Genomic DNA, 26879 nt, shown 5'->3' with positions numbered 1-26879 from the left:
TGGTCGTGCTCTTGCGGGATTTGTTCGTTCGGGTTCAGGGGGTGGTGCGGCCATCCTCGTGGGCGTATGCGGTGAGTATCTCCTCGGTGTCGTTGCCCGTGCGCAGGAAACCGGTCTTTATCTTCTGGGCGAGTTGCTCGAGCGCTTCGCCCAACCGTTGGGCGCTGAGCTGGACCGCCGGGTCTGGTGTGGCGGAGGCGGCCTCTCGCAGCCGGAGTGCGTATGGCAGCTGGCGGGCCAGGGAGATCTTCGGGTCCAGCTCTTGGAAGTAGAAGCTCTCGGTGTGCTGGGTGAAGTCGATGGTACCTTGTCGTCCTCGGCGGCCAGGGTATCGAGGGTCCGGCTCGCGGTTTCGGCCGTGAACTGTCCGATCTTCTCGGCGCAGCCGGCGTCGGCCATCAGTTTTATTCACCCACCATTCGCCCATACATGTAGGGCAGGGCGGACGGGATCAGGAGGATGAGGAACACTTGGAACAGGCTGGTGAAGACGCTCGGGTTTTCAAAGGGATGGGCAGCGTTGGCGTTGAAGTACCCGCCACCGTTGGTACCCAGGACCTTGATCGCTTCCTGGGAGGCGACAGGTCCACCGGGAATCAGCTGGCTGGCGCCGGTGGCCGTATTGGTGACCTCCGTGGACCAGAAATTCTGCACGACGCCGCCAATCACCAAGGCGATGGCCGCCACGGTGGCGATGGGCAACAGGATGCGGAAGGAGGCGCGGGTCAGGTCCACCCAGAAGTTGCCCAGCCGGTCTGTAGTGGTCCGCACTATGCCGCGGACCAGGGCTACTACCACCACGATTCCGACGGCGGCGGACAGGAAATTCTGCACGGCCAGCAGGCACATCTGGACGAAGATGCCTAGGGTGGCCTCAGGTGCATATGTTTGCCAGTTGGTGTTGGTGACAAAAGAGATGGCCGTGTTCATGGCAACCCACGGGTCCACGCCGGGAAGGGAATTGCTGCCCGGCAACACGCCTTGCAGTCGCTGCAGAGCGAAGATCACCAGGATGGAGATCAGCGAGAAGAGCAGGACGCTGCGAAGGTACACAGACCAGCTTTGTTCAGTCCCGGAGTCCACCCCGGCCAGGCGGTAGATGGCCCTTTCAGGTTTGGCGTGTTTGGTACTTGAGAAGACCCGCGCCATATACAAACCCAAGGGCTTGTGCAGCAGTGCCAGAACAAGCACCAGTACGGCTATCTGGGTGACGAAGGATGCAGTGCTGAAAACCACCCGCCGTCACCACTTTTCCGGGTTGAGCAGCACGGCCAGCAGGTATCCGGCAACGGCCAAACCAAGGATGAACAGGCCCACCCACATGTTGGCATCCACGTTCATTGCCCGCTCACCGGGCCGTCGCCGTCCACCATCTTGCCCAGAAGGTGGGCCACCCACATTACGATTCCCATGCTCACCACAAGAATCACCACAACAGCCACGTCGGCCACTGGAACGTCCTTTCATCAGTGCCCCTTTTGCAGGGCTGATGTCAGTCAACTCCTGCAAAAGTGGCGAAAAGGCGTTCCTTACGAATCCTTAATGCGGAAGCGGCAAATCTTGACGCGCTCTTAACGTCATGGCGTTAAGGATCCGTCAAGAAATCTCCGTTTCCCCACTGGTGGTTGGTTATCGGTGCTAATTTCGGCACGTGCTGGATGCTAATGAGCTGTGCGAATGGGGATCTGTGAGCGGACATCCTTGGGTGCTTGCCGCATGACTCGCGCCCCTGAAAAATTTGGCGTGGCTGAAGGTTCCGTGATCCTTCGCAACCCTGCGCTGCAGGCCCTTGTCCACCAGGGAGGGCGGCTGAAGGCAGCGCTCCTGCACCCGGTGCGTTCGGTACCCTTGGCGTTTCTGGCGGTGATCATCCTCGGTGCAGGAACACTGATGCTGCCAATATCGCGGACCGGCGAGGGCGAGGACGTCGTCACCACGGCATTCTTCACTGCAGTTTCAGCTGTATGCGTCACCGGCCTGATCACAGTGGATACTGCCACGTACTGGACACCGTTCGGGCACGCGGTGATCGTGGGACTCATCCAGGTGGGAGGGTTCGGGATCATGTCCTTGGCCACCCTGCTGGCCTTGTTCGTACGGAAGACCATCGGATTGCGAGGCCAACTCGTGGCGCAATCCGAAACCCATACCCTGAATTTCGGAGACGTAAAGTCCGTGCTGTTCAGGGTTCTGAAGATCATGGCTGTCTTTGAGGCCATCACAGCGCTCTTCCTGACGGCACGCTTCTGGATCGCCTATGACGACAACCCCGGTACAGCCCTTTGGCACGGAGTGTTCCACGCCGTCTCCGCGTTCAACAACGCAGGCTTTGCCCTGTACAGCGACAACCTCATTAGCTTCGCGGAAGACCCCTGGATCATCGTCCCCATCTGTGCCGCCATCATTGCCGGTGGACTCGGTTTCCCGGTGATCATCCAATTGTTCAGGGACCGCCTCAATTTCAAGAACTGGACCATTCACCTCCGCCTGACCGTCTACGGGTCCTTGCTGCTGCTGACAGTGGGCACTGTTCTATTCGCCGCCTTCGAGTGGAACCGTCCGGAGACCCTCGGCCAGCTGAGTTTTGGCGGGAAGATACTGGGCTCGCTGGCGGGCGGCGTTTTCCCGCGAACGGCAGGTTTCAACAGCATCGACTATGGGGTGGCTACCCCGGAAACGCTGATGATCACCAACGTGCTGATGTTCATCGGTGGCGGGAGCGCAGGAACGGCCGGCGGTATCAAGATCACGACGTTCCTTGTTCTGGGGTTCGCGATTTGGAATGAGATCCGTGGCCGCGAGCATGTGACCATCGGACACCGTTCCATCAGTTCTTCCACCCAGCGCCAGGCTCTCACTGTCGCTTTGCTGGGCGTCGGAGCGGTCATCCTGGGGACTCTGCTGCTCCTCATGTCCACTGACTACAGCCTTGAGAAGGTACTCTTCGAAACCATCTCTGCATTCGGAACCGTCGGCCTGAGCACCGGTATCACTTACAACTTGCCACCCACTGCAGAGTGGGTGTTGATGGCGCTGATGTTCACCGGGCGCATCGGCACCATCACGGTTGCGTCAGCCATCGCCCTGGCCTCCCGGCCCAGGTTGTTCCAGCTACCCGAAGAGCGGCCCATCATCGGGTGACACTTTCAGAAGGAAAAACGAAGCGCTGAGGTCACTCCGCAATTCAGGAGCGCCCCCTGGGGGCCGCCTCACTTTTCTCCCGGTCCTTCTCCTGCGCGTGGTCAGGGGCTTCTACGCCACCACGGTGTTCTGCCCGGTACAGCCAAGTGAGCATCATCATGATGACTCCCACCCACATCACGGCCGTCACAAGGACTAAGCCCATCAGAACCAGAGCCTGCATGAGCGAAGTCTATCCATCGCAACGTCGACAGACTGTTCCGACATTCAGCCCGCGAAAAATCAAGGAAAAGAGGCTTCTCAGCAAGTAGCGGGCTCTCGGATAGGGCCAAAAGACAAGTACCGACTACTCGTGCGCAGAGAGTACCCAAGGTCTTTACTGAATGCAGCGGCTCAGGAACGACCGCCAATAAACCCCCAACATTTGGTGGTTGTAGGAACCGCGGGCCGGGGCCGGACAAGGTAGCCAAATACAGTTGTCCGGCCCCTCGCCCTACCAAACCCCCGCCTTCGGATTGGTCTTGCCGAGTGTTAGGCTCAGCTCAAATTGGGGTATCTGGGCTGGGGGAATCATGGGAACTTTTCGTGCATTTGCGTTGAAATCAGCGGCACTTGCCGTGTTGGTGGTGGGCTCGACAGTGGCGGGCATAGCCCCGGCCACGGCTGAAGAGGGCGACGGGGCCATAGCATCTACAAGCGAGTTTGTGCCGTTGATGCATGGAATGCCCAACGTGGGATCCGAGCTGACAATAGGCAGGTTCTTCACCCGTTCCTGCCCCGTGACGGAGGAGGCCCCGCATGGGTTCACCATGGAGTGGCTCAGTAACGGTGTGCCCCTGCCCGCCGAACGTCAAGGCGAATTCCTGAAACTCATCCCAGAGGATCGCGGTAACCGCATCTCCTTCACTGCTCAATCCTCTTGTAGGGAAGGAAAGGTGTATCACAGCGCCGAAACACCGCCCATTGCCGCGTCCAACCGGGCCATGGGTTGGACAGGGCGCGGGAACTTCGAGCTTCTGGGCCGAACTTACGACGGTGACCTTGTCCTGTACCCCCGCACGTACGAGTCAACATGGAGATTCTGGGACATGTCCTTCGAGGGGCGCTATTACAGCAGCTCCTGGGATGAACCGAGGGTAGTCGGAACGGGCTGGGACATCTTTGATGTTGTCTTCTCCCCGGGGGACTTCGACGGTGACGGGTACAACGACGTCCTCGCCCGTGACCGCTTTGGAAAGCTGCACCTGTATCCCGGCGACGGAGACGGGGGCTGGCTGGCGCCCTCCCAGGTCGGCGCGGGCTGGAACATGTTCGATTCCATCGTGGGTCCAGGGGACTTCAACGGGGACGGCAACAACGACGTCCTCGCCCGTGACCGCTATGGAAAGCTGCACCTGTACCCCGGCGACGGCCAAGGCGGTTGGCTGGAACCCTCGCAGGTGGGCGCAGGCTGGCAGATCTTCAACAAAATCATCGCCTCCGGGGACACCAACGGTGACGGAGCAGTGGACATCTTCGCTCGCGACAACAGCGGTGTCCTCCACCAGTACCCGGCAGACGGGCAGGGCGGCTGGAGATCCCCCGCTGTGGTGGGTTCTGGATGGGGTGCCATGAGCGAGATCAGCGGCGCCGGCGTGTTCAGCCGAAACTGGGTCACTTACAACCCGGCAAGTGCCGGGCGGGGACCTAGAAATGACGTCATCGCAATAGATCAAGAAGGCGACCTGCGGCTGTACACCGGCGCCTACCCGTACGAGACCGGCCTCTACGAAGTTGGCGAAATCGGTAACGGCTGGGACATCTTCAAGGACCTGATCTGATTCCAGGAGGTTCATCGCGAGGACGATTCCCGCGCACCTCAAAATTACATAGAAAGTATTCGGCTTGGCGACCACCACCGTGGTGCATGCGGTGGCGAGCGCGGGAGAGCCACCGGATCGAGTCGTACGGGCAGAGGTTTCGGTTATGGCCTGAGCGATGGCACGGACAGGGAGCGGACCACGGAGAACATCGCGCAAGAAGTTTATGGGGCACTCGAATCGCTGGACGTTGAGCGCTACGCGCTGATGGGTCACTCCATCGCCGGGCACTGCCTTCCCGAAGGAACTGCCAATGCTGCTGTTCGGGGTAGCCGAGAACAAGAACACTCCTGAGTGGCTCGAGCTACAGCGCCAGGCCGCGAGCGTCGCGAGCGGCACCGTGGTGTCCCTACTCGGCCAGCACTACCTCCACCACGCACGCGAGGGAAGTCGTGGATGGGTTCAAGGAGCGGGGCGTCGGTAGGGCGGACGCGCTCGCTGGATATCAAGCGTACGACGGCGGTGCTGCCGCCACTTGGGGCGGTGGGCGGGTTGCTGGGGTTCACGAAGCGACGCACCAGATTGCACAATCTGTCAAGCTGCACGCCAGGGCACATAATGCCACTTACGTTCCTGGTAATCCGACGCTGTCGGTGACTTACAACCCGGATGGAACGGTGGACACAACCACCGAGAACGGTGTCCTCACGACGTTCGCTTACACCAGTGACGGAACCGTGCACACGCAGACTCGGGCCGGCGTAACAAAGACCTTCACCTACGATGCCAATGGTAACGTGACGGGAGCCGCATGATGGACGTCGTTACCCTTGGTATGGCGAAGGCCGACGCTAAGAGGAAGTATGCGCGGCGGGATGCTGCCACGGCCATTGCTCCACTGTCAGCAGTCTTCCCCAATCTGATGACCGTCCCCCTACGATCACTGCCGTATCGACTAGCACCGGCGCGGCTAGCATAGCTTCGCCCATCACTGGCGAGATTAACCCGGCGACGGCGGGATTCGTAACCTCGACTGCGGCAACTAAACACGTGACCCTGCGGAACGGCGGCTCTTATGCCGCCCTCACGCAGAACTCGGTGGGCTATTGGCAGTCAAAGATCAACAACGCGGTGACAAGCCCGGAAGTGTCCGTGGAGTTCGATTGGGCCGGAACTGAGTTCGCACTAGGCATCCGGAACATCATTGCCGGGGCAACGCGTCTGTGGGTGTGGATCGACGGCATCCCCGCAACAGCAGCGCCAGTGGCCTATGCCGATGGTTCCTCAACCGCGGGGCAGCTCTACTGGCTGCGTGTGGTATTCGCTGCGGCGACTGTGGCGCGTGTCCGCATTTGGATGTTCAACTCAGACTTCAGCCGCATCAGCTACGCCCCCGGAAACCACATGCAGCCGGTAGTGGCGTCCGCGCCCCGCATGTTCATGCTCGGGGATTCCTGGATCGACGGTGCGGCAGGAGTAGAACACTGGGACCTCTCCGGCCACCTCATCCCCCGGCTGCTTGGCATGGAAGGATTCCGCGGCGGGCAGGGCGGTACGGGCTACATGAATCCTGCTACGAGCACCAAGCGGGCATTCACCGACGCTGACCGTCTCACCCGCGTGGCAGCAGCGAATCCGGACTACATTTACATCCACGGTGTGCAGAACGACTACGCGCCAGGGACCAGCTACACGGCTAGTGATGTGGGTGCGGCGGCAGCATCAGTGTTCTCGCAACTGGCCAGCTTGGCACCCAACGCCAAGCTGATCTTGAATCCGTCCTCCAACCTTGGCGTGACGCCGCCAGCCGATCAGGAGCCGAAGCGTGCAGCCGTCTTGGCAGCAGGGGTCGCTGCCCCGAACATCATCGGCATGATCGACGCCAACACAGACACGATCTACGGGCGGGGGGGGCAGTAATCCAAGCCGCATCCGGAACTGCGTGGATCACTGGCACCGGTAACACTGGAGCTCCGACTACGGAAGGCACGAACGCTTCCATGTTCATGCACACGGACAATGCCCACCTCACAAAGGCGGGCCACCGTTACTGGGCTGCGCGTTCGGCGCAGGCGGTTCAGAAGACTATTGCTGCGGCGTGAGTAGGGTGCGGAGTGTGGTTTCATACTCCGCGCCTATCTCAGCGGGAGTGCGGCCTGAGTATGACTGAGCAGCAGACGCCATTAGGGCAGGCCCGCTGACGGCAGCAGCGTATTCGACGGTGAGTGAGAGCAACTTCTCGCCAAGTTCCATGAGCGTGGCGCCTTTAGCCGAGTGCCGAGAGTATGCGCGGTTCTATGAGCTTCGTCATGTAGATGTGCCCCTCATCGACAGGGTGCACCTTGTCAGTGCCGATAAGGCCGGCGTTCTCCCCGTAGAACCAGCCCTCGGCCTGCGGATCAATGAACGTCGCTCCTGCCTCTGCTGCGGCAGCAGACACGGCACGGTTCGTTACGACGGCGTTGGTGGGAACGTCCTCGTTGGTCCACGGCACGCCGATCACCAAGAGCTTAGCTTGAGGCGCTATTGCCTTGGCCTCCGCGTAAGCGGCTGACGCGGCGGTCTTCACCTCTACTGGGGTTGCCTTGATGTCGTTGCGGGAACCAAAGAACACGATGACATCGGACTCAGGTGTGACGACCTTGGGAACCTCGGAACCAAACGTCGTTTGCTGTGGCCCAGCCTGAACGTAACCGGAGCCTCCCTTGCCGCTGACGCTCAGCACAGACTCCTTGCCGGCATCGATCAAAGCCTGGTTGGTCAGGGCGGTCCAGCTCTTGTCCTTGAGGCCGCCCATCTCGGATCCAGCGGTGTAAGAGTCGCCAATGATGGAAACCATGGGGAACACCGGCTTGGGGGTAAAAGTAGAAGTAGGGACAGCAAGTGTCGATGGGGGCGGCGTCGGCGTAGTTGTCAGCGCCATCCCTACGACAGCCAGCGTCGCAACTGCTAGAGCTCCAAGCCCGCCGAACATGAGGACTTTCTTGCCGTCCAGCGTGCTTCCAGACCTACGAGACCGGCCCATCGTTCCCCCAATATCGAATTTGGAGAAGTCACCTGACTTCAACGCCCAAGTATATGGCCTCGTGCGCGTGACCATAGGCATGAGTCCAGCATCCTGCAAGTCACAGAGCCGTCGTTACAACAGAAGTCCCGCAACGCGTCCAAAGCGTTGCGGGACTTCTCAGTAACTACTTCGGGTCAGTGGCAAGCCACGTGTCCATGCCAGTCGAGAGGTCTTTCCATGCAGCGTCGTATTCACGCTCGGCCCGGATAATCTCCACGTGCTCGGGTCCAATCGGTACGGGCGTAGTGGTGTTGTCGATGCCCAGCTCTTCAGCGCGTGCGCTCGTCAGCTTGGTCAGTGTCTCGAACTTTTCCTCAACAGTGTCAAGTAGTTGGCGAATTTCTTGTGTCGTCGTCATGGCCCAAGCCTAAGGGCAACATAAGACCGGTTATGTTCCTTCTCCAGAATGCTCTTCCTTCGAGAACCTCATTTCCTGGAGCGAGAGCAACAGGCATACCTGTGCCGAAGCCCACCCCTGGTCGCGTACTCTCTCACGTGCCAGACATCTGCGCCCCGCTCCGAAGAATCTCGGCCTGCTCCGCCTGATGACCGCTGCTTCCCACGCTAACGACACCTCCGACTGCACGGACCTCGCACGTGAGCAGATACAGATGCTCACCAACAGGAACACCCGCTCACCCGCCTACCTCAACGAGAAGGGCAACATCAAGACCAACTTCGAACGCGCGCTGGGCACGGGCTTGCCGAAGGACTTGCCGCTGCTGCTGTTCGTGGTCGCCGAGAACAAACAGACGCCGGAGTGGCTTGAGCTGCACCATCGCCAGGCCGCGAGCGTCACGAACGGCACCGTTGTGCCCTGCCCGGCGAGCACTACCTCCACCACACGCACGCGGGGGAGATCGTTGACGGGTTCAGGGACTGGGGGCGGGACGGCGGACGCGTCGCTGGAACACGCTCGCGATTAGGGACAAAGCGTACGACGGCGCTGCTGCCGCCAACTTTGGCGGTTGGCGGTTGTCCGGGTTCGTGAAGGGAGAACTCAGGCTCCACAGTGGCAGCAAGGGCCCTTTGGTTCCAAAAACAACACTACTGATCCTCGGCGACCTCGCCGGCAGCTATCCGCTCAGCAGTAATCAAGTAAGCGTGCTCAATGTAGTCCTCAAGATCCTTGACACCGATACGCCAGATACCCCGCCCACCGAGCTGAAATCCACGCAACTCACCAGACTTCAACAACTGGCGGATAGTAGGAAGCCCAACGGCTAGCTCCTCGGCTACCTGCTCGATCGTCATGAATCTGGGGCGCTTCGGGTCATCAATCACCTGACAACCATAACTAGAAGAGGACTGTAACCGCGGTAGGGTAGCCCTGGAACAACGGCCTTGTCACATACATCGCCCGCCAGCGGCCGGCGCGGCCTGCCATTCATCGGCTCCTTCGAGGCGTATTTGTTGGCGATCGAGCTGGGCAAGAACGCATGGCAGGCAACAACTTTTGACGCGTCGAATGCCCTGTTTACCAACTTCCAACGCGCGCTGGCCACGGGCTTCCCGAAGGACTTGCCGCTGCTGCTGTTCGAGGCCGCCGAGAACAAACAGACGCCTAGTGGCTTGTTAGCGCAAGAGTAACGATTGCAATAGTTGCGACGAGAAGTATCGCAAGCCCTACATAAGCGGGCCATTTGGGTCCCGTTTTGTGCGGGTTGATGTCAACATACGGCAAGAGGATTCGGTCCCTTCAAAGAGCAACATTGCTAATTCTGGTGCGGGTGATTTTGGGTCTGCACAAGTGCATCCAGGGTTGGTGGTGCAGCGGCACGCCTCTGTTTGGGCAACATTTGAAGTGAGGCGTGCCGCCTGCATTATCCTAAGGCTACTTTTGGAAATCCCAATATGTTTCATGAACGAAAGCCATACGAATTTCAGCGGTAATGGATCAGAAGCCTCGTTGGGGAGGCCTCGCAGGCGTACCGTTGTCCTATGAAGTCCGAGGTCAGGACTGTCGCCTTGCGCACAGGAATTAGCGTGCCCTGTTTCGTCCAGGGACAACTTGATCAAAGGTACGACGGCGGCATGCCGCTGTTGCTGTTGCACGCCTGGAGTGAATCTTGGGGGAGCTTTGATCGGTTGATCGCCTCGCTTCCGTCACAGGTCCTGGTCGCGCCCGATTTGCGCGGACATGGTGGGGCAGACAAGCCAGAGACGGGATACTCGCTCGAAGACGTTGTTGAGGATGTTGTTGCCCTACTGGAAGCTTTGGGTATCACGCGGGCACATATTCTGGGATCGTCTAGTGGGGGATATGTGGCGCAACAACTGGCGCTGAAGCACTCGCAACTCGTGGCATCGTTGATTCTGGTAGGGGCACCCCTAAGCCTCCAAGGCAAACCGCCGTTTGCGAACGAAGTGGACTCATTGCGCGATCCGATTTCCGAGAACTGGGTCCGCGAGTCTTTGTCCTGGTACAGGTTGCTGCACACCGTGCCACCCTCCTACATAGAGGGCCGTGTGCGGGATGGTCTCGCCATGTCAGCGGCTATCTGGAAAGCTTCACTGCGTGGCTTCTACGAGGCCGTTCCGCCCACGGAAGCGGGAACCATTTCAGTTCCCACGCTCATCCTTTGGGGAGCCCACGATCATTTGGTGCCGCGACGGCACCAAGAGACCCTCTGCGAGCGGATCCAGGGTGCACGGTTGAAGATCTACGAGCAGACCGGCCATCTGGTGCTATGGGAGCGCCCGGACCGTCTGGCGGCGGACGTTCGAACCTGGCTGGGTGATCCTGAGAGTAGAGAACCTACTAGTCCTATGCGCTACTGAGGGGTACGGCCTGTTGTCGACGCGCAGGCGAACTGGAGTCTCACACGCGGACGCACGCGAGACGGCGCTTTGTTGCCCCCGTTGTCCTGTGACTTCGTCCGTCCTCAGTAGTCACGCATCGGGGATTACTTATCCAGCAATGACCTTTTCCAACTTGAGCGACAACGCTGTTGCAAGCTCGAAATGCTAGGATTCAGCAGGGCAAGGACACATGGTAGGGCACGTGTTCGATGTAACAAGACTAGCGGGGGCATGGAAACCTATGGCGTTATTTTCACTGTTCATCGGCGCTGTCTGCTTGCTCTATATTCTTTGCACCAATCCCGTTCGCGGCATCGGCCGCTTCCTCGCCCCCGACACGATGGTGATGTTGACGATGGTGTCGATATTTTCAATCCGACCATTGTTTGAGAATCGCTTCGAAATCCGAACGATTTACGGCATTATGCCGGATGAAGCGAGTGTCGACGCCGCCGTACTGGTGGGCATTGTTTTCATGGTGAGCTTCACTGCAGCGGTATTCCTGAACCGCGTACGTCCCCGAAGGCGCTCCGAACTCGTTGGTGAAGCAAAAGTTATCGAACGCCGAGAGCTCCGCATTACGGCCAGCAAGACCGCCCTTGTCGCTCTGGTGGCATTTGTAGCGTATATCGCGGTCCTGACTGTCCTTTCCGGTCCATCCGTGTTCGCCCGCCTGGCGGCAGGTCGTTCTTCTGAAGCAGGGCTGGGCGGCGTCCCTGAACTAGTGATGATCTTACCTATGGCAGGATCGATTACGGCTGCCCTATTCATTATCAGTCGCCGTGGACTAGTCATCACTCGGAGGGAATGGCTGGTTCTGGCTGTAGCCCCATTGGTATCTGTCATGGCTCTCTCGCAGCTAGGCAACCGACGATTCCTTATTCCGGCTATCTTGATACCTGTGGTGGCGGCGTTGATCCGCAAGCCTGTAAGGGTGAAGCTCAGCCACGTTGTTGTAGCGTTCATTGCGTTCCTTATGCTCGCGATTATCCCTATGGTTCGATCGGCTGGAGCAAGAATGAAAGGAGAGGGGCTGCTAGAGGCCTCGTGGCGCTACTTTCAAACCGAAGGTTTACAAGGAGTCTTAACACCTGTTTTCGCCTCCTTTGACACAGAAATGCTGGACTACATCGCTATAATTTCTAGACCGCTTGGTGACGGAATCCCGTATGGGTTCGGGCGTGGCACGGTCTTGGAGTTCTTTCTGCGGCCGCTGCCTTCAGGTATCTCTGAGACGACGCCGTATTCGGATGCCGTGTTGACTTCTGTGTGGGGAGGAGGCTGCGGGACTCCGGTCTGTCCCGTAGCGTCCACTGCTGGAGTGCTCTACTTTGAAGGTGGGCTAGCCTTCGTAGCTATTGGTGCGTTCTTATACGGAATTCTCGCAGCCCGGCTTTCCAACGCATGGAAATTCAACCAACACCTGAGCACGTTGAAGCTGACGACCGTCGCTCTCGCGTCAGCCTTCGCCCTGGTCGCTACACGTACGAATACAGTCCACGCCATTTGGTGGGCATTGTATGCCGTACTTCTCTGCTTCGCCGTACACTGGTTCTTATCACGACCCATTAAGCCCACCCGCTCGAATTTTGCCTCTACGCAACCCACAGTGGTCCGGACGGTCAATTAGCTCCGTCTACGAATAGCCTGTAATCGTGCGTGAAGAATGCATATGCACGTTTTAAAGCTCGATGTAGTTGGCTGCTCAAATCGCCTTAGGTCGTCAATACAGTGGATTAGGGAGACTGCGTCAGGCTACGATTTCAGGTGATCTAGAGAACCTCGCGGATTGTCTGGACGTGCTGTTTCAAACGTGTCTCTTGAGCCCGACTCTCACTGTCGTAGAACCACCACTGGATATTTCCTTCGATTGCGTACGCTGCAACAATCTCTTCCGCGGTTCCCAATCCCTCGTTAATTATATATAAAGCCATTTCCCCCCCCAATAAGTGCGCCTCAAGTTGTCCCTACCCATGATGACAGCTTATGTTCCTCAATTGCTGCAGGTTCGGCACTGTTGCGATTTTCTGGCGGTGAGTTCAAGGTCAAGTTGCGCGACCCACACGGCAATGATCGAGACAGACCCACGAGCATGTGTGGGCAAACTGGCCTTCACAGGAATACAGCGAGCAGGTCACGATGTCGCTGGGTGCATTGACGGCTTTATCGAGGTTCTCAGCTTCTGATATCTGAACAAATCAAAACGGCTGAGCCCAGACCGTCGCGAGGATGGGAGTCGCGTCGGATTATTGAGCATATGGGTCTTCCCGCATACCTACCTTGCGGGCGGGAATACCGGCCCATATCTCATTTTCACCTGTCGACTCGACGAGAACCGCGTTGGCGGCGATGATGGTTCCGCGTCCCACGCTAAGCGTGCCTGACTTACATAGAATTTTTGCGCCAGTGCATAGAACGGCTCCGTCGCCGATGGAGAACCCCCTCATGTGACTGTCAGACATCGGTCTCCATGCGTCTGCTCGGCCCAGGGTGACGCCATGAAAGACGGTGACATCGCGACCGATTACAGTGTTCGGGTGTATGACGGTTCCAAAACCTCTATGCAGGATCCGAAAGTTATCGCCAATCTGAGCGTCGCGTGGTATTTCCATTCCCAGCAAAGCTATCAACTCCCGCACGATAGGCAAATGACGTTTGTTGACAAGACGGTTGACTAGATCCATATTCTGAAGTTTAGCCGGGGCAGCGGGGTGAGCGCCACGTATGGCCTTCGGCAAGGTGTTGGCTGACGTTTGACTACGAGTTGAAGCAACAGGTACCTGGTTCTCACTGATCAAGATTAACGGGAAAAGTCTCCTCGGGCGGCTGCGGGCTACCAAAAGTGGCTCTCGCCCAGCGCCAGGAACTCCAGCTATACGCAAAAAGTAGTCCCGAAGAACGTGCCGTCAATCCCCTGTGCTGGTGAGTAGCCGTCACGGCGGGGCCCACTTTCTGATGCTTACCAGTCTTGGTAGGGGCGTAGCGGGAAGCCTTATGACATGAGCACCAGATTCTTGGTGGCCGTTCAAAGAATGGGGACAAGCGCATTTGATGCGCACGTTGAGTTATGTCGTCAGGAAGCGATCTGTCACGTCCGCCACGGCGAATCCCGGGGTGCGGGACTGCGGTAGCCAGTGCTTGTCAACTCATGGGGTAAGCGCCGCCATTACTGCTCTGAGTGATTTTGTCATCGCTGAGGGGACGTCCAAAAGCTTAACTCTGGACATCCCGACAACCTGTAGAAGTGATTGTCCGGACCGACGCAAAACCACCGCGAATGGTTGCATTGAGGGTTTGCCGCTATTCGAGATAAACGTCGAAGAGTATCCCTTAGGGCTGACGACTCCCTTTACCACCCTGGCAGCCGAACGGACACTACGTTCTGCGCCATGCCGCCTTTGTTCCCGTCACCAACAGAGTCCAGAGTCGGCAGGGAACCCAGCTCACTGACGTGACGCGCCTCTTTGCGCGGTCCGGTCCCGTGTTCCGGGGGAACCAATGTTTGGCAAGGAGGTAGGTTTCAATGACTGGGGCTCATCTGCTAATTGCGTGCGACTTGACCTGCTGAAGCTCAGTTCGAAGTGTCAGGAGTGGCTACCTGGCCGCGCAGGACGACGCGGGCAGCCGTTATACCCATGACAGTCCCAATTGTATTTGTGACAAAGTCCAGAAGACTTGAGAAGCGCGCTGCGATGAACAGCAACTGTCCCATTTCCATGCAAACTGATGCCAACACGCCGATACCAGCAACTTTCCACCAGGGTTGTAGTGGCATGGCCATACCGGCTAAGAAACCAAATGGAACGAACAATGCCACGTTGGCAGAGACCTCAATGAAGTTGTAGTCGAGCCATTCAGGTACGCCAAGTCCGTGGAGATATGCAAGCATCGTAGTGAGAGTTCCATAAACTGGTCTATCCACTGGGGTTGGCCAAAAACCGACCACGGCCAAACCGACAAGATAGATACCTAGCGCAGTTCGCCATGGGCTTTGATTTTTCAAGCACACCTTCACGAAGTTTGGATGAGAGCCCACGCGCTGACAGTTACGGCTGCTACTGTTAGCAAACCTAGCAGTGCATATTGAACAAACTGTTGGGGCAGTGACGGCACCTTTATTGCGGGGACGCGCAGCTCCATATGCCACCAACGTCTTCTCCAGTGTCGCCCCATAGTTCATATGGATACCACATACGAGTTCCGCGAGGAAACGAAATCAAAAAATGAGGGTGGATTGCAACAAGGCTCTTGTTGCAATCCACCCTCAAATGGTTTGAGCCTAGGTTAGGCAGAAACCTCGGTGCTCTTAGCACGGCGGCGAGCTACAACGACGGACGTCGTTCCAGCTGCCAGTGCGCCTGCGCCCACGAGGGACCACAGGATGAGACTGGAGTCAGCGCCTGTGTTGGCAAGCGGAACGCCTCCGGTGTTTGCCAGGTTGGTTCCCGTGCCAGCGTTGCTGCCTGTGTTCGAGAGAGCAGCGCCACCGACAACTACCGTTACAGGCCCAGCTGTCACGCCGGAAGAGTTACCCGTAGCGGTAACTGAGTAGGCACCCGGTTCGTTGATGACGATGGAAGCGGAGAACGCGCCATTTCCATCTGCAACAGCAGACAGAGTTGACGGTGCCAACGGAATCCGTGCGGCGACTGAAAGGCTACCTGCGGAAACACTGCCGGCAGCTGCCGGGGTGCCCGTTGGCGTAACCGTGATGGTAATGCCTTCACCCGGCGTGAAGCCGGTGCCGCTGAAGACAAAAGCTTCGCCCGGTGCCACTGAAGCATCGGAAACGGCAACGCTAGTGTTGGGAGCCGGGTAATTGGCGTTATTTGCTACTGCCGGTACTGCACCGACAAGCGCGATAGAACCTGCGAGCGTAAGTGCTGCAAGAGATTTCCTCATGTGTGTCCCCCCTGAGACCTTTGGTGGTGCTACGTGGTGTATGGAGATTTCCGAGACCCTACGTGACCGTAAGCGAAATCTCAGTGTGCTGCCCACATAGAACTTACCATTCAATGCTTGCAGGCTGCAAAGAAAATCCACACCCGTTACAAAGGGTTAACCTATGTGCCTTTTGTTATTCACAAGGAGTCGTCGTCGGTGCTTGGACGACTTCGTTTACAGGCTGTGTTGTTGGCGTAACAGCTACGTCAGGCTCCGCATGTTGCACGATATGACCGAAGGTGAAATCTAGCGTAGTGCTCTGGCCGGGGGCGAGCCGGATAGTCGACGTGCCTACTGGCCGTTGGCTGTGCCGCTGGGCGGCGAACGGAATTTTCACACCATCCTTGACAACTGTGTCAACATTCGACTGTGCTGGCCCGTAGGCCACGATATTCGTTTGAACGAAACCGGCCGGCACGCCGTAGGCGCCAGCACCAGTCACATATGGAGACAGGGTGGAACCGGCGTTGGAAGGTGCTGTATTGGTACTAACCACCCGCACAGCGACTTCACGATATCCGTCGCGTGTGCAGTCTTTGACAATCTGCACCTTGCGCTTCACCCAGTAGTCCATTTTGGCTCCAGTTCCGTCATTGAAATAGACCCCGAACTGAGTTGGTGAGACGCTGGGGCCTGAAATCAAGCCCGCTATCGGATACTTGCCGATGACTGCTTGTTCTTCGGTCTCTGCGGACCACAGCAGAATTCGCCGATCATCCACACCCCTCGAAATCGCGTCCATCAACTTCTTCGGATCTGTGTTTCCGGAGGATACCCCCGCGAAGATCTCTTGCGCTGCCCCTGCGAAGTAAATGTCTTGAAGCTTCGGTTCCTCAATCTTGGCGTAAGCATCAGACAGCAGCGTCTGAACCACGTTGCTGCTATTCAACTGGGCTGGGAGTTCGCTACCTATGCGTTGAACCACAGGATCCGTGATTTCTACGGGTCCGGTAGCTTCCAGGATGAAGCTAAGGGCGACAGGGTCCAGCGACAGCACTCCGCTGAGCTGCTCGCCTGAATTTTTCTCCCACATGGCTTGGGCGGTACTAGCAGTTGTTTCAAAATCCGGTGTCAGATTGACGTCTTGCATGAATTTCCCGACACGGCCGGAATAGATTGCCTGCTCTTCCGGGCTGATGGTCACTGGAGGGACAAATGAGCCCAGCGCTGAAGCGCTTGTCTGTGCCTCCAGATCAATCTTGCCCTTTGTGACAGTAAGGACGGCCAAGGCACCAGGGATCCCACCGCTAGCTCGGGACTCTGCATTATTTTGCATCAATAGTAGATAGCGTCGGGGTGAGTCCGCTCCAAGCATCCCTGGAGCCAGTCGAGCAGCGTCTGCCGCAGAGTTTAGACCCGCGCTGAGACCCTTCAATTCGCTTCGCGCTGAGACAAGTGGTTCTGCAATCTGCGGCAGTAGACCTTCGACATTTATATTGTTAAGTCGATTAGAGGTTTCACGAACTGCATGTGCCGCTGCTTGTACTTGTGGAGCCGCTTTTCTTAATGGTTCAAGATCGGATCCGGTCTGCGTGGGAGTCAAAGACTTCCAGTCCAAGGACTGAAATGCCTTTACTAAGGGCATTGCACCCAGACGCGCCACATCGTCCGCCGAAGTTGCAACCTCGCTGGCTGCCTGCAAGTTTGGTCCCACCCAGGGCAAGATGGATGCGGCCCTCCATACGGGATCGTTGGCTGCTTCCCGTGCCAAACTGGTGTGCTCCACGAGCGCGTCAACAGTTTGCCCAGCCGCCGTGGCATCATTGGCTGCAATTTGTGCCTTAAGCGGTGAGAGAAGTTTTGTTGCGGACTGCAACTCGGACTTGATAACTGTTGCCTTTGAGTTGAGCCAGGCACCCAATCCAGCGAACAAAATGAGCGTAACCGCTATCCAGAGGGCGGCCACCAATATTTGACGGCGCCTGCGGCGAACTGTCTTGGAATTTCCTCGTCTTCTCACGGCATTCCTGTCAAGAGTGTCTTGGCTAGCGCTTCTCACAGGCTAGGGCCGTCCCAGCCCACGATACTGCCAACCGGCAGCGCGCCATTTGGCGGGGTCGAGAACGTTGCGTCCGTCCAGAATGCGCGGGTTCGCAACCAAGGACTTCAGGAGATACGGGTCGAGATCTCGGTACTCCAGCCATTCTGTGAGGAGCAAGACGGCATCGGCCTGTCGGAGGGCTGTCTCCGTGTCCTGAACATAGTGCAGCTCTGGAAAGCGGCGGGCCGCATTCACCAAGGCCTTGGGGTCGGACACGGTAACGACTGCACCCTGCAGTTGGAGTTGGGCCGCGATACTCAGGGCTGGGGAGTCCCGTACGTCATCGCTTTCTGGCTTAAAAGCCGCGCCCAAGACAGTTATTCGCTTTCCCAAAAGTCCGTCTCCGCAGAGCTCACGAGTCAGCTCAACAACTCTACTGCGACGGCGCATATTGATAGCGTCAACTTCGCGGAGGAATGTAAGTGCTTGGTCGGCGCCTAGTTCGCCGGCCCTTGCCATGAATGCCCGAATGTCCTTAGGCAGGCAACCACCTCCGAACCCTATCCCGGCGTTTAGGAACTTTCGTCCGATGCGCTCGTCCAGGCCGATAGCGTCTGCAAGCCTTGTAACGTCGGCGCCAGCTGCATCGCAGAGTTCGGCCATCGCATTTATAAAGGAGATTTTCGTGGCTAGGAAGGAATTTGCTGCCGTTTTGACGAGCTCCGCTGTTGGAAGATCGGTGACGAGTCTCGGGGTGCCGGAGGCAAGCGGTGCAGCGTAAACCTCGTCGAGTATCGCGACTGCCGGGTTCTCTTCTGACCCGTCGCTGACTCCGTAAACAAGGCGATCCGGTTGGAGTGTGTCACTAACCGCATGACCTTCGCGAAGGAACTCAGGATTCCAGAGCAACTGCGCGTTTGGTTCATGATCAGCGACCAGCCCCGCAAGCCGCGCAGCAGTTCCCACCGGGACCGTTGACTTGCCGACTACGATGTCACCAGGATTCAGATGAGGTATCAAGCCAGCAACGGCAGAGTCCACGTAGGACATATCGGCGCCGTTCTCACCCTTTTTCTGAGGAGTTCCGACACAAATGAAATGGACGTCGCTGCCTGCGGCTGCCGTCATGTCAGTAGAAAATGTTAGACGGCCCGTCGCCTGAACGTCTTCCAAGAGGTTCTCGAGGCCGGGCTCATAGAAAGGCGCTTTGGCGACAGAGAGATCAGAGATCTTGTTGGGGTCAACGTCAATCCCGACCACCTCGTGGCCCAGCTTTGCCATGCATGCCGCATGGACAGCACCTAGGTAGCCGCAGCCAATAACAGAAATACGCATGTAGTTGATTCCTTCCGCAGTTCTCTGCGCGATTATGAGCTAGTAAGCGCCCGTGCTGCGGAATACAGCACGGACTGTGCGGAGAATGATTACGAGATCGCCGGCCAGCGACCAATTTTCGACGTAGTAGAGATCCAGCCGAACAGAGTCCTGCCAGGAAAGATTGGAACGCCCACTTACTTGCCAAAGACCTGTTAGGCCGGGCTTAACGAGAAGACGGCGCCGGACGTCATGCTCATACGCCTCGACTTCGCGCGGCAACGGGGGGCGGGGTCCAACGAGACTCATTGAGCCAGCCAAGATGTTGAATAACTGCGGCAACTCGTCCAGGCTGTATTTGCGAAGGACGCCGCCCACACGAGTGATTCGAGGGTCGTCCTTGATTTTGAACAGCAAACCGCTGCCCTCATTGCGCTGCTGCAGTTCGGCCAGGCGAGCTTCAGCGTCCACAACCATCGACCGAAACTTGAGCATCTGGAAGTGCTTTCCTTCTATGCCCACGCGGTCTTGCCTGAACAGAACCGGTCCTTTGCTGTCCAGCTTCACCAGCGCCGCGATGACCAGCATGGGTAACGCAGCAAGAAGGATAAGAAGCCCTGAAACAAGTATGTCGAATAACCGTTTTGCTACTCGTTGCCCACCTTCGAGGGTAGGTGTCGTCACATGGATGAGAGGTAAACCAGCAACCTGCTGCGTGTGAATTCGCGGTCCGGCAATATCGGTAAGCGCTGGCGCCATGATCAGCCCGACGTTTCTAGCCGCGAGCTCCCATCCAAGATGACGGATGGTTTGGGGATGCAGCTGTACACCAGCGGAGACGGCGACAGCGTCTGCATTGCATTGCTCGATTGCGGCCAAAACTGAGGTCGTGTCGGGCAGGTGTCCCAGTATTGGCAACCCAGAATCTGGTTCGATGCTCGGCGTCCCAGTGACCCCTGGCGTGTATGCCGCGACAGGAAGATAACCGGAGTGCTTGGCGCGGTGAAGAGAGGCGGCGAGATGAGCAACAGCGCTAGGGCCACCCAGCAGAAGAAGGCGGGACATGCTGTGTCCTTTTTGTCTTGCGACGCTTAGGTGTTGGCGGAGCAGCCACCGGGCTAGCAGCAGCCCAACCAACCCCACAGGTAAAGCGATACCTACGTAGCCCCGAGCTGTTTCGATTCGGAGTGAATAGGAAATGATTGCAACGAGGCCGAAGAGCCAAAGAGAGGCGGCAGCAACACGCTTATATTCGTCCGGCCCGGCGCCAAGGATCCGACTTTGTCTACTGTTCCAAGCGCCCAGCATGAACCACCAGACGACAGCAAGGGCAATGGACAGCCACACGTAATTAGGTTCCTGGCCCGAGATTACAAAGTCTGGTTCAAACCCAAAACGAATAACGTATGCGCCAACGACTGCCCATATGATGACGAACGCGTCCGCGACTCTGAGTCTCCTGGACGCCTGTACTTGCCATGCCTTGTCGCGACTCAAAAGAGTCTCCCCACTTCCGGTATCAAGAACCATGAACCTAGCGACAATTAGCTACGGACTTGTCCGTGTTTTGATCGGTACCAGGCTACAGTTGATCGGATTCCTTCTTCGAGCTGAATGGATGCCTTCCATCCCGCCCTTGCGAGATTGGAGACGTCCAGGAGCTTCTGAGGCGTACCATCCGGCTTTGAGGTATCCCACTCGATGTCGCCCTTGTATCCCACTGCGTCGGCGACAATTCCAGCGAGATCCTTAATAGTCACATCCGAACCGGTTCCTACATTAACTTGCTCAGGACCGTCGTAGTTCTCCAAGAGATGAAGGCAAGCAGACGCCATGTCGTCGACGTGAAGGAATTCACGTCTAGGTGAACCCGAACCCCAGTTGGTGACTGTGGAAGCCCCCAGGCTAACTGCCTCATCGTAGCGACGGATTAGCGCAGGAAGGACATGTGACCCTTTAGGGGAAAAGTTATCCTCTGGCCCGTAAAGATTCGTGGGCATAGCTGATATCCAAGGCAGCCCATACTGCCGGCGGATTGCCTGGACGTGCATGATTCCGGCGATCTTGGCAATCGCGTAGGCATCATTTGTCGGCTCTAAGTGTCCCGTGAGAAGAGAATCCTCACGGATCGGCTGAGCAGCAAATTTCGGATAGATGCAAGACGATCCGAGGAAGAGCAGGCGCTCTGTTCCGTGTTCGCGAGCGGCATCGAGCACGTTCACTTGGATTCTCAAGTTATCGCTAAGGAAGTCAACAGGGTAAGTGCTGTTGGCCAAAATGCCACCGACTTTTGCTGCTGCCAGTGCCACATAGCGAGGTTTGTGTTCTGCAAAGAACGCAAACACATCTTCCCGATTCTTGAGATCAAGTTCGGAGGACTTGCGCCCGAGCAGCCGATCGAAGCCCTCTGATTCAAGTTTGCGCCAGATTGCTGACCCTACGAGTCCGCGATGGCCGGCCACGTAAAAAGTGGCCTCCCTATCCAGTGGTCCAGGCCGGAACTCTATTGAATCGGTCATCAGTTCTTCCAACTCTCGAGGTCCACCGTGTCGATCCAGTGGTTCCCGGCGTGCTTTCGCGCTTCGATGTCGGCATCCACCATGATTCGTGCCAGCTCTGGAGTTTCAACCGTGGCTTTCCAACCAAGTTTCTCGTGAGCCTTCGAAGCATCTCCGACCAGCGCATCGACTTCAGTGGGCCGCAAATACCGCTCGTCGAAACGAACGTGCTCTTCCCAATCCAGACCTGCATGTTCGAAGGCAATCTGCAGGAAGTCACGAACCGTGTAGTTGCCGCCGGTTGCCAGAACAAAGTCGTCGGGTTCGTCAACCTGAAGCATCCGCCACATACCTTCTACGTATTCCGCGGCATAACCCCAGTCACGAACGGCGTCGAGGTTACCCATGTAGAGCAGGTCTTGCTGGCCGGCTTTGATCGCAGCCACTGCGCGGGTGATCTTTCGAGTTACAAAGGTTTCACCGCGGCGGGGCGATTCGTGGTTGAACAAGATTCCGTTCACCGCGAACATTCCATATGCTTCGCGATAGTTCTTGGTCACCCAGTAGCTATAGACCTTAGCCGCTCCGTAAGGGGAACGCGGGTAGAAGGGCGTTTCCTCGTTCTGGGGAGGAGGTGTCGCCCCGAACATTTCCGAGGATGAGGCCTGATAAAACCTGGTCTCGATGCCAGACATACGCACGGCTTCTAGCAGCCGGATGGAACCGATGCCCGTGGTATCGCCAGTATGCTCGGGCTCATCGAAGGAAACCCTGACGTGGGACTGGGCAGCAAGGTTGTAAACCTCGTCCGGCCTAATTTCCGCGATCAATGTCACTAGGCGGGCGCCGTCGCTCAGGTCCCCGTAGTGCAAGAAGAGCTTGGCACTGGGATCGTGAGGGTCAACATAGAGGTGGTCGACTCGCGCCGTGTTGAATGTTGAAGCCCGTCGAATGAGACCGTGGACTTCATAGCCCTTCTTGAGTAGAAGCTCGGCCAGATACGAACCGTCCTGACCAGTGATACCAGTAATAAGCGCGCGCTTTACCATGGATCCCCCCATTAGAGAATTTGAGCGTTGAAAGTTGGGCGGGCCTAGCGGCTCCGTGCCGAGACGATGCTCGACAGAAACTCATCATAGTGCGCGATGGCTGTGTCCTCTGACAATGTGACTTGACGAAACCTCAGGCCGTTGGCTGCCATGTCACGTTTTTCCTGAGTTTGAGTCGATAACCGTTCGAGTTCTGCGACTAATTCAGCCGGACAGGCTGCATCGACACGGAGACCGCCGCCGGAAGTGGTAATTTCAGCAGCTGTCACACTTCCATCGTCGGTTGCGGCGACTACTGGCACTCCAGCATTGAAGTAGGACGTAAGTTTGCTCGGCACAGCCATGTCTTTTACGCCAGGCAGTTCATTGACGAGCAAAAAATCGGCCGCTGAGAGCGCGAGGTTAAATTCGTCTCCAGGCAAGGGATCCAAGAAGTCGATCCGCTGCAACCCTTTGGCCATTTGCTCGAGTTTCTGGCGTTGGTTTCCATCGCCCATTAGCACAAACCTCAGACGGCTATCCGACTCTTCTGCAATTCGAGCTGCATCTACGACGTTTTCCAGACCCTGCTTCATCCCCATGTTGCCGGCATGCAAAACGACGACGTCGTCCGGCTTCCAAGACAAGCGGGCGCGCATTTCTTCTTGTCCGCTCACTGGGGCAGACGGAAGATGCGTCCAGTTCCTGATGACCTTCACGCGTTCTGGAGCCACGGAAAGTGAATCTACGATGAAGCTTTTGAATCGATCATGGATCGCCGCCACTCCGTCGGCACCGCGGAGAATGGACGATTCGAAAGCTCCCATGGCCTTTGCCACGAAACTTCCTCCAGCCCTCGTCTCAACGATGCCCCTGCTGTAAATATCCTGTACCCAGAGCCCGACTGCAGGTCGTTTAGGCTTCAACTTGGCTCGTGCGATAGCCATACCGCTGGAGAAAAGCGCCGGGCTGACTACGAGTACTGCGTCCGGCCTACCCCACCTTGCGAACATGACACGTAGCCCAAAGCTCAACTCCATGTGCATGCGATTGATGAGAGTTGGTTTGCTCGGAACATAGTGCCGGAGTCTCTTAATTCGCACTCCCTTGATGAACTCCGACCGCATCCAGCCAGTATATTCAGGGCTGCGCTCCCACATCGGATAATGTGGGTATCCGGTAAGCACCGTTACTTTGTGACCTGAAGCGGCGAGCCCTTCGGCTAAGCTCGTGGTGTAGGGCGCATTGCCCGTTGGCTCAGGCGAGTAGTTGAGTCCAATGATGGTGACTCGGAGCTTGGGATTGTTCACTGTCATAGAATATGCCGACTTTGTCACCGATGTGTAAACAAGTTGCGCTTCTTGCTGCGGACGCGCAGTTCCCGTGCCGTTATGTGCACACAAGCCTGTGTCTGAGGTTTACTTTGTGTCGGCAAATGACCCATAGTCCCGTTCGGCGACTTTGAGCATCCGAAGTATTCCTGTTGTGAAATTTGCCACCATGTCGTCGATCGTGGGGAACCAAGGTGTTTCGACGCGATCAACTGCCGGCTGGGCTATGAAGCTCACAACGGCGTCTGCGTATGCTTCCGGTGAGTCTGGGCTCGTGAAACGGGTCGATCCCTCAGTGAGATATTCGGACTCCGGCGCGTGGAATGCCCAATCCGTAGTGATCACGGGGAGGCCCAAAACCAAGGCATCCACTGCCACGAGGCCGATTCGGCCCGGCATGACGATTCCCTTTACGCTGCGCGCCAAGAGGGCCATTTGCTTTGCGTCCACGTAGCCGAGCGTGATGGCTTGGCCTCTGGCGACAGCGGGGGCCAGGTGATGCGAATCTGGGCCGAGACCCCCGATTAGGAATTTTACGCTGGGGTCTAGCTCCCAAATCCTTTCGAGCGATTCTGCGAGAAATTCGATGCGCTTGCTGGAGTCCAAGCCGCCTACGAAGGCCAGTGTCTTGCTCGGGTCAACACTGTGCAGAGCCGAGAAAGAAGCAGCCTCCTCTTCAGAGGTTGAGAGTACTGCGTCTTCCAGCGCACCTGTGTCGACTGCATTCATGACGGTTGTAATTTTGTCGCTGGCGATTCCTCCCGCCTCGGCGAAATCACGGCCACCTTTTGTGTACGCGAAGATCTCGTCGGCTAATTTCATTTGCAATCGCTCAAGCCAGAGATCTAGACGGTTCCCGGGGCTTACATAGGGCTTTACATGACCCCAAAGACCAATCTTGAGTCTTCGGAACCTGCTATCCATCAACGCCAAGTACGTGTCCAAGGAGGAACCGACCAGGCCGACAATCACTGCATCCGCCGCTGACCAAGCCTTGCGAGATCCTCCGAGGTTGATGCTCCGGCTGCCAACCTTTATCCGCCTCTGTCGCACTGGTATGACCCAGCTGGGTTTCGTGGCATCGCCTCGCTTGCTTTGCTCATGGTCAGGATCCGAGGCTGCCACACGGCAGTCGATTCCATAAGTCGAGAGAGAAGATATCAGCTTTTCAAAAAAAGCCAACCTGTAGGCCGGAACATAAGGCTGAACGATTACCAATTTGTATGTGGGTGTGCTCATTCGATATCCAAGGTCCTTGTGCGGAGGGCATTTTCGTAGGTACTGACAAGAGCGTCCACGACTGGCTTCATGCCAAACCTGTCCTGGGCTAGACGATAGGCATTCCGGCCCATTCGCCGTCTCAAGTCATGGTCGGCCAAGATCGTGTCGACAGCGGCCTCTAGGGCGTCTTGAGAGTCATCAACAACCAACCCTGCTTCAGCCTCGCGGACTGACTCTGCCAACCCGCAGCTATCAGTAATGACGACTGGCTTTCCCAAAGACATAGCTTCCAGGACGGACATTGGGAATGGCTCGTTGATGGAGGGGAGGACATAGATGCTTGCGCGAGAAAGGCGATCGAGGGCGCGTTCCGGTGCGATCGGCCCTTCCCATGACAGGGCATCACTTCTGGAAGCAGTTTGGATGGCGGAGGCGCACGCCTTACCCTCGCCTTCATCTGGGCCGACAAGCCTGAACGTTGCGCTTGGATGCTTGGCCGACAGGGCACTTGCCATGGCGACAAATGCTAGAGGGCGCTTTCGGGAATGCAAACGCGCCAGATAGAGGACCTCGACGCTGGCTGAGCTCTGAGATTCCACGGACGGGAGGGGTACGCCGTTTACAAGCTTTTCAAGGCTGACCTTGCCGCGAGAGACTTGCTGCAAGCCAAGCTTCTCAACATCAGTCAGGTAAAAGACTTTATCCGCTCCAGCCAGTGAAGGTCGCGTTAAGCATCTGTCCAACGGAACCGACAATGGATTGCCCGAAGGGTCGATCATTCCGTGTGTTTGTAGGACATACGGCACTTTTCCAGCACGAGCCCATACGGCAGCAGGAAGCGTAATCAGATCACGGGCTAGGTGAACGTGAACCACATCCGGCTTTGGCCGCTTTAGTAAATTGGTGAACAGTCCGGGGGAGACGAGGCCAGCAAAACCGGTCTTGGGTATAGCCTGCCGCGCCCTAAATAACTTGACGGGGACGCCATCATATTCCGTTGGCAGAGTCCGGCCGAAGCCACTTGCCCCAGCGAGCAACGTCACTTCGTGCCCCGCATCGATGAGTGCCTTCGATTGATTGACAGCCACACGGACTGGCCCTCCGTAGGCTGCATCAGGCGTGATCAATGTACAAATCTGGAGTATTTTCATCTCATCCGCCTCACCGACGTCGTTGCCGGTGCTGCGAGCACACGCATGTTTTCCGGCACGTCCTTGTGAACCAGCGCGGTTGCCCCTACAACGGCGTTGGCTCCAATGGTTACGCCCCTCAACACGGTGGCCTTGGCTGCGATCCAGACGCCGTCGTCTAATACGATCTCCGCATTGTCAAATTCGAATGTAGGCGAGTTTGCATCATGGCTCCCGGTGCACAAAAAGGCTCCCTGAGATATACAAACATCAGAACCAATCGTTATCTTTTCAAGATTTAGCAGCCAGGCATCAACGCCGATCCATACATTATTGCCGACGCTAAGCTTCCAAGGCCAGTGAATTCGTACATTGTGCCGAATTAGAACATTATCGCCTATGGATGCGCCAAATAGTCGGAGTATCGCTACCCGCAGTTTAGGCGGGCACCAGATGCGGTCACAGAGAAGAGTTGATGCTAAAAGCCAAAGTGCTTGGATGGCTTTTGGGCGGCCCTTATCATAGCCCGCTCCTGTAAATCCCGCCAGATTTCGTGTAGAAGATTTCACGAGTAGTACCAATCTGTGTCGAATGTTGTACCGGGGACCGTTAACGTTGACGCGC

Annotated in this window: 29 protein-coding genes; 10 read left to right on the top strand and 19 right to left on the bottom strand. The window is 57.1% G+C overall.

What is annotated here, in order from left to right; genetic code table 11:
* Window positions 1-34 precede the first annotated feature (34 nt).
* The 3 genes from ACNAOT_RS17625 to ACNAOT_RS17615 are packed head-to-tail and all read right to left on the bottom strand — an operon-like array spanning window position 35 to window position 1340.
* The gene (locus ACNAOT_RS17625; RefSeq protein WP_420178766.1) at window positions 35-412 is read right to left on the bottom strand and encodes a hypothetical protein; all 378 of its coding nucleotides are present in this window, start codon (window positions 410-412) and stop codon (window positions 35-37) included.
* Entirely contained in the window at window positions 405-1235 is an 831-nt protein-coding gene (locus ACNAOT_RS17620; protein ID WP_420178765.1) for a potassium-transporting ATPase subunit KdpA, read from the bottom strand. Before ACNAOT_RS17620 ends, ACNAOT_RS17625 begins: the two co-directional genes overlap by 8 nt.
* A 6-nt stretch (window positions 1236-1241) precedes the next feature.
* The gene (locus ACNAOT_RS17615; RefSeq protein WP_420178764.1) at window positions 1242-1340 is read right to left on the bottom strand and encodes a potassium-transporting ATPase subunit F; all 99 of its coding nucleotides are present in this window, start codon (window positions 1338-1340) and stop codon (window positions 1242-1244) included.
* Between the two features lie 402 nt (window positions 1341-1742).
* Between ACNAOT_RS17615 and ACNAOT_RS17610 the strand changes: the two genes are divergently transcribed.
* Window positions 1743-3140: a TrkH family potassium uptake protein gene (locus tag ACNAOT_RS17610; protein WP_420178763.1), complete on the top strand. Its 1398-nt coding sequence runs from the start codon at window positions 1743-1745 to the stop codon at window positions 3138-3140.
* Window positions 3141-3183: 43 nt separating this feature from the next.
* Here ACNAOT_RS17610 and ACNAOT_RS17605 read toward each other — a convergent pair whose 3' ends face one another.
* Window positions 3184-3363 carry a hypothetical protein gene (locus tag ACNAOT_RS17605; protein ID WP_420178762.1) on the bottom strand — a complete coding sequence of 60 codons (180 nt, stop codon included), beginning with the start codon at window positions 3361-3363 and terminating at the stop codon, window positions 3184-3186.
* Between the two features lie 349 nt (window positions 3364-3712).
* Between ACNAOT_RS17605 and ACNAOT_RS17600 the strand changes: the two genes are divergently transcribed.
* The 4 genes from ACNAOT_RS17600 (at window position 3713) to ACNAOT_RS17585 (ending at window position 6859) form a co-directional block, all read left to right on the top strand.
* On the top strand, window positions 3713-4960 hold the full coding sequence (locus tag ACNAOT_RS17600; protein WP_420178761.1) for an FG-GAP repeat domain-containing protein: 1248 nt from the start codon (window positions 3713-3715) through the stop codon (window positions 4958-4960).
* Window positions 4961-5252: 292 nt separating this feature from the next.
* Window positions 5253-5423, top strand: a complete 171-nt coding sequence (locus ACNAOT_RS17595; RefSeq protein WP_420178760.1) for a hypothetical protein — start codon at window positions 5253-5255, stop codon at window positions 5421-5423.
* A gap of 193 nt (window positions 5424-5616) precedes the next feature.
* Window positions 5617-5754, top strand: coding sequence for a hypothetical protein (locus ACNAOT_RS17590; RefSeq protein WP_420178759.1), 138 nt, complete (start codon window positions 5617-5619; stop codon window positions 5752-5754).
* A 235-nt stretch (window positions 5755-5989) separates the two neighbouring features.
* Window positions 5990-6859 carry a hypothetical protein gene (locus tag ACNAOT_RS17585; protein ID WP_420178758.1) on the top strand — a complete coding sequence of 290 codons (870 nt, stop codon included), beginning with the start codon at window positions 5990-5992 and terminating at the stop codon, window positions 6857-6859.
* 165 nt (window positions 6860-7024) lie between these two features.
* Here ACNAOT_RS17585 and ACNAOT_RS17580 read toward each other — a convergent pair whose 3' ends face one another.
* The 3 genes from ACNAOT_RS17580 to ACNAOT_RS17570 form a co-directional block, all read right to left on the bottom strand.
* Window positions 7025-7192 (bottom strand): hypothetical protein, encoded by a 168-nt coding sequence (locus tag ACNAOT_RS17580; RefSeq protein ID WP_420178757.1) that lies wholly within the window; start codon window positions 7190-7192, stop codon window positions 7025-7027.
* 13 nt (window positions 7193-7205) lie between these two features.
* Window positions 7206-7778, bottom strand: coding sequence for an SGNH/GDSL hydrolase family protein (locus tag ACNAOT_RS17575; protein ID WP_420178756.1), 573 nt, complete (start codon window positions 7776-7778; stop codon window positions 7206-7208).
* Window positions 7779-8130: 352 nt separating this feature from the next.
* The gene (locus ACNAOT_RS17570) at window positions 8131-8364 is read right to left on the bottom strand and encodes a hypothetical protein (RefSeq protein ID WP_420178755.1); all 234 of its coding nucleotides are present in this window, start codon (window positions 8362-8364) and stop codon (window positions 8131-8133) included.
* A 187-nt stretch (window positions 8365-8551) separates the two neighbouring features.
* Here ACNAOT_RS17570 and ACNAOT_RS17565 point away from each other — a divergent pair, with 187 nt between their 5' ends.
* Window positions 8552-8932: a hypothetical protein gene (locus tag ACNAOT_RS17565; protein WP_420178754.1), complete on the top strand. Its 381-nt coding sequence runs from the start codon at window positions 8552-8554 to the stop codon at window positions 8930-8932.
* Window positions 8933-9053: 121 nt separating this feature from the next.
* On the opposite strand, the gene ACNAOT_RS17560 is transcribed toward ACNAOT_RS17565, so the two are convergent.
* Window positions 9054-9290, bottom strand: a complete 237-nt coding sequence (locus ACNAOT_RS17560) for a helix-turn-helix domain-containing protein (protein ID WP_420178753.1) — start codon at window positions 9288-9290, stop codon at window positions 9054-9056.
* Between the two features lie 129 nt (window positions 9291-9419).
* Between ACNAOT_RS17560 and ACNAOT_RS17555 the strand changes: the two genes are divergently transcribed.
* From ACNAOT_RS17555 to ACNAOT_RS17540, 4 genes are all read left to right on the top strand, one after another.
* Window positions 9420-9596 carry a hypothetical protein gene (locus ACNAOT_RS17555; protein WP_420178752.1) on the top strand — a complete coding sequence of 59 codons (177 nt, stop codon included), beginning with the start codon at window positions 9420-9422 and terminating at the stop codon, window positions 9594-9596.
* 396 nt (window positions 9597-9992) lie between these two features.
* A complete protein-coding gene (locus tag ACNAOT_RS17550; RefSeq protein ID WP_420178751.1) occupies window positions 9993-10787 on the top strand; it encodes an alpha/beta fold hydrolase in 795 nt (264 codons plus the stop codon).
* A 262-nt stretch (window positions 10788-11049) separates the two neighbouring features.
* A complete protein-coding gene (locus ACNAOT_RS17545) occupies window positions 11050-12438 on the top strand; it encodes an O-antigen polymerase (RefSeq protein ID WP_420178750.1) in 1389 nt (462 codons plus the stop codon).
* A gap of 868 nt (window positions 12439-13306) precedes the next feature.
* Window positions 13307-13486: a hypothetical protein gene (locus tag ACNAOT_RS17540; protein ID WP_420178749.1), complete on the top strand. Its 180-nt coding sequence runs from the start codon at window positions 13307-13309 to the stop codon at window positions 13484-13486.
* Between the two features lie 893 nt (window positions 13487-14379).
* On the opposite strand, the gene ACNAOT_RS17535 is transcribed toward ACNAOT_RS17540, so the two are convergent.
* From ACNAOT_RS17535 to ACNAOT_RS17485, 11 genes are all read right to left on the bottom strand, one after another.
* Window positions 14380-14811, bottom strand: coding sequence for a VanZ family protein (locus tag ACNAOT_RS17535; protein ID WP_420178748.1), 432 nt, complete (start codon window positions 14809-14811; stop codon window positions 14380-14382).
* Between the two features lie 281 nt (window positions 14812-15092).
* On the bottom strand, window positions 15093-15710 hold the full coding sequence (locus ACNAOT_RS17530) for an LPXTG cell wall anchor domain-containing protein (RefSeq protein ID WP_420178747.1): 618 nt from the start codon (window positions 15708-15710) through the stop codon (window positions 15093-15095).
* 175 nt (window positions 15711-15885) lie between these two features.
* Window positions 15886-17658: a DUF4012 domain-containing protein gene (locus ACNAOT_RS17525; RefSeq protein ID WP_420178746.1), complete on the bottom strand. Its 1773-nt coding sequence runs from the start codon at window positions 17656-17658 to the stop codon at window positions 15886-15888.
* 96 nt (window positions 17659-17754) lie between these two features.
* Window positions 17755-19068 carry a UDP-glucose dehydrogenase family protein gene (locus ACNAOT_RS17520; RefSeq protein ID WP_420178745.1) on the bottom strand — a complete coding sequence of 438 codons (1314 nt, stop codon included), beginning with the start codon at window positions 19066-19068 and terminating at the stop codon, window positions 17755-17757.
* Between the two features lie 39 nt (window positions 19069-19107).
* Window positions 19108-20577, bottom strand: coding sequence for a sugar transferase (locus ACNAOT_RS17515; protein ID WP_420178744.1), 1470 nt, complete (start codon window positions 20575-20577; stop codon window positions 19108-19110).
* 14 nt (window positions 20578-20591) lie between these two features.
* Entirely contained in the window at window positions 20592-21566 is a 975-nt protein-coding gene (locus ACNAOT_RS17510; RefSeq protein WP_420178743.1) for a GDP-L-fucose synthase family protein, read from the bottom strand.
* Window positions 21566-22594, bottom strand: a complete 1029-nt coding sequence (gmd, locus tag ACNAOT_RS17505) for a GDP-mannose 4,6-dehydratase (RefSeq protein WP_420178742.1) — start codon at window positions 22592-22594, stop codon at window positions 21566-21568. Before gmd ends, ACNAOT_RS17510 begins: the two co-directional genes overlap by 1 nt.
* Before the next feature lie 44 nt (window positions 22595-22638).
* A complete protein-coding gene (locus tag ACNAOT_RS17500; RefSeq protein ID WP_420178741.1) occupies window positions 22639-23889 on the bottom strand; it encodes a glycosyltransferase family 4 protein in 1251 nt (416 codons plus the stop codon).
* 102 nt (window positions 23890-23991) lie between these two features.
* The gene (locus ACNAOT_RS17495) at window positions 23992-25143 is read right to left on the bottom strand and encodes a glycosyltransferase family 4 protein (RefSeq protein WP_420178740.1); all 1152 of its coding nucleotides are present in this window, start codon (window positions 25141-25143) and stop codon (window positions 23992-23994) included.
* Complete coding sequence (locus ACNAOT_RS17490; protein WP_420178739.1) at window positions 25140-26276, bottom strand: glycosyltransferase; 1137 nt, start codon at window positions 26274-26276, stop codon at window positions 25140-25142. Before ACNAOT_RS17490 ends, ACNAOT_RS17495 begins: the two co-directional genes overlap by 4 nt.
* Window positions 26273-26824, bottom strand: a complete 552-nt coding sequence (locus tag ACNAOT_RS17485; protein ID WP_420178738.1) for a WcaF family extracellular polysaccharide biosynthesis acetyltransferase — start codon at window positions 26822-26824, stop codon at window positions 26273-26275. The genes ACNAOT_RS17490 and ACNAOT_RS17485 overlap by 4 nt, the downstream gene beginning before the upstream one ends.
* Window positions 26825-26879: the final 55 nt, after the last annotated feature.

The organism is Paenarthrobacter sp. TA1.8, from assembly GCF_048595705.1.
Lineage (GTDB): Bacteria > Actinomycetota > Actinomycetes > Actinomycetales > Micrococcaceae > Arthrobacter > Arthrobacter nitroguajacolicus.
This window is presented reverse-complemented; position numbering and strand designations above follow the sequence as displayed.

What these genes read in the sequence shown, in the direction of transcription:
- ACNAOT_RS17515 (WP_420178744.1), bottom strand. Translation starts at nt 20,577, where the DNA reads ATGGTTCTTGATACCGGAAGTGGGGAGACTCTTTTGAGTCGCGACAAG.
- ACNAOT_RS17520 (WP_420178745.1), bottom strand. Translation starts at nt 19,068, where the DNA reads ATGCGTATTTCTGTTATTGGCTGCGGCTACCTAGGTGCTGTCCATGCG.
- ACNAOT_RS17615 (WP_420178764.1), bottom strand. Translation starts at nt 1,340, where the DNA reads ATGAACGTGGATGCCAACATGTGGGTGGGCCTGTTCATCCTTGGTTTG.
- ACNAOT_RS17575 (WP_420178756.1), bottom strand. Translation starts at nt 7,778, where the DNA reads ATGGTTTCCATCATTGGCGACTCTTACACCGCTGGATCCGAGATGGGC.
- ACNAOT_RS17540 (WP_420178749.1), top strand. Translation starts at nt 13,307, where the DNA reads ATGAAAGACGGTGACATCGCGACCGATTACAGTGTTCGGGTGTATGAC.
- ACNAOT_RS17595 (WP_420178760.1), top strand. Translation starts at nt 5,253, where the DNA reads ATGCTGCTGTTCGGGGTAGCCGAGAACAAGAACACTCCTGAGTGGCTC.
- ACNAOT_RS17570 (WP_420178755.1), bottom strand. Translation starts at nt 8,364, where the DNA reads ATGACGACGACACAAGAAATTCGCCAACTACTTGACACTGTTGAGGAA.
- ACNAOT_RS17600 (WP_420178761.1), top strand. Translation starts at nt 3,713, where the DNA reads ATGGGAACTTTTCGTGCATTTGCGTTGAAATCAGCGGCACTTGCCGTG.
- ACNAOT_RS17495 (WP_420178740.1), bottom strand. Translation starts at nt 25,143, where the DNA reads ATGAGCACACCCACATACAAATTGGTAATCGTTCAGCCTTATGTTCCG.
- ACNAOT_RS17490 (WP_420178739.1), bottom strand. Translation starts at nt 26,276, where the DNA reads ATGAAAATACTCCAGATTTGTACATTGATCACGCCTGATGCAGCCTAC.
- ACNAOT_RS17510 (WP_420178743.1), bottom strand. Translation starts at nt 21,566, where the DNA reads ATGACCGATTCAATAGAGTTCCGGCCTGGACCACTGGATAGGGAGGCC.
- ACNAOT_RS17580 (WP_420178757.1), bottom strand. Translation starts at nt 7,192, where the DNA reads ATGGAACTTGGCGAGAAGTTGCTCTCACTCACCGTCGAATACGCTGCT.
- ACNAOT_RS17565 (WP_420178754.1), top strand. Translation starts at nt 8,552, where the DNA reads ATGACCGCTGCTTCCCACGCTAACGACACCTCCGACTGCACGGACCTC.
- ACNAOT_RS17605 (WP_420178762.1), bottom strand. Translation starts at nt 3,363, where the DNA reads ATGCAGGCTCTGGTTCTGATGGGCTTAGTCCTTGTGACGGCCGTGATG.
- ACNAOT_RS17530 (WP_420178747.1), bottom strand. Translation starts at nt 15,710, where the DNA reads ATGAGGAAATCTCTTGCAGCACTTACGCTCGCAGGTTCTATCGCGCTT.
- gmd (WP_420178742.1), bottom strand. Translation starts at nt 22,594, where the DNA reads ATGGTAAAGCGCGCGCTTATTACTGGTATCACTGGTCAGGACGGTTCG.
- ACNAOT_RS17545 (WP_420178750.1), top strand. Translation starts at nt 11,050, where the DNA reads ATGGCGTTATTTTCACTGTTCATCGGCGCTGTCTGCTTGCTCTATATT.
- ACNAOT_RS17500 (WP_420178741.1), bottom strand. Translation starts at nt 23,889, where the DNA reads ATGACAGTGAACAATCCCAAGCTCCGAGTCACCATCATTGGACTCAAC.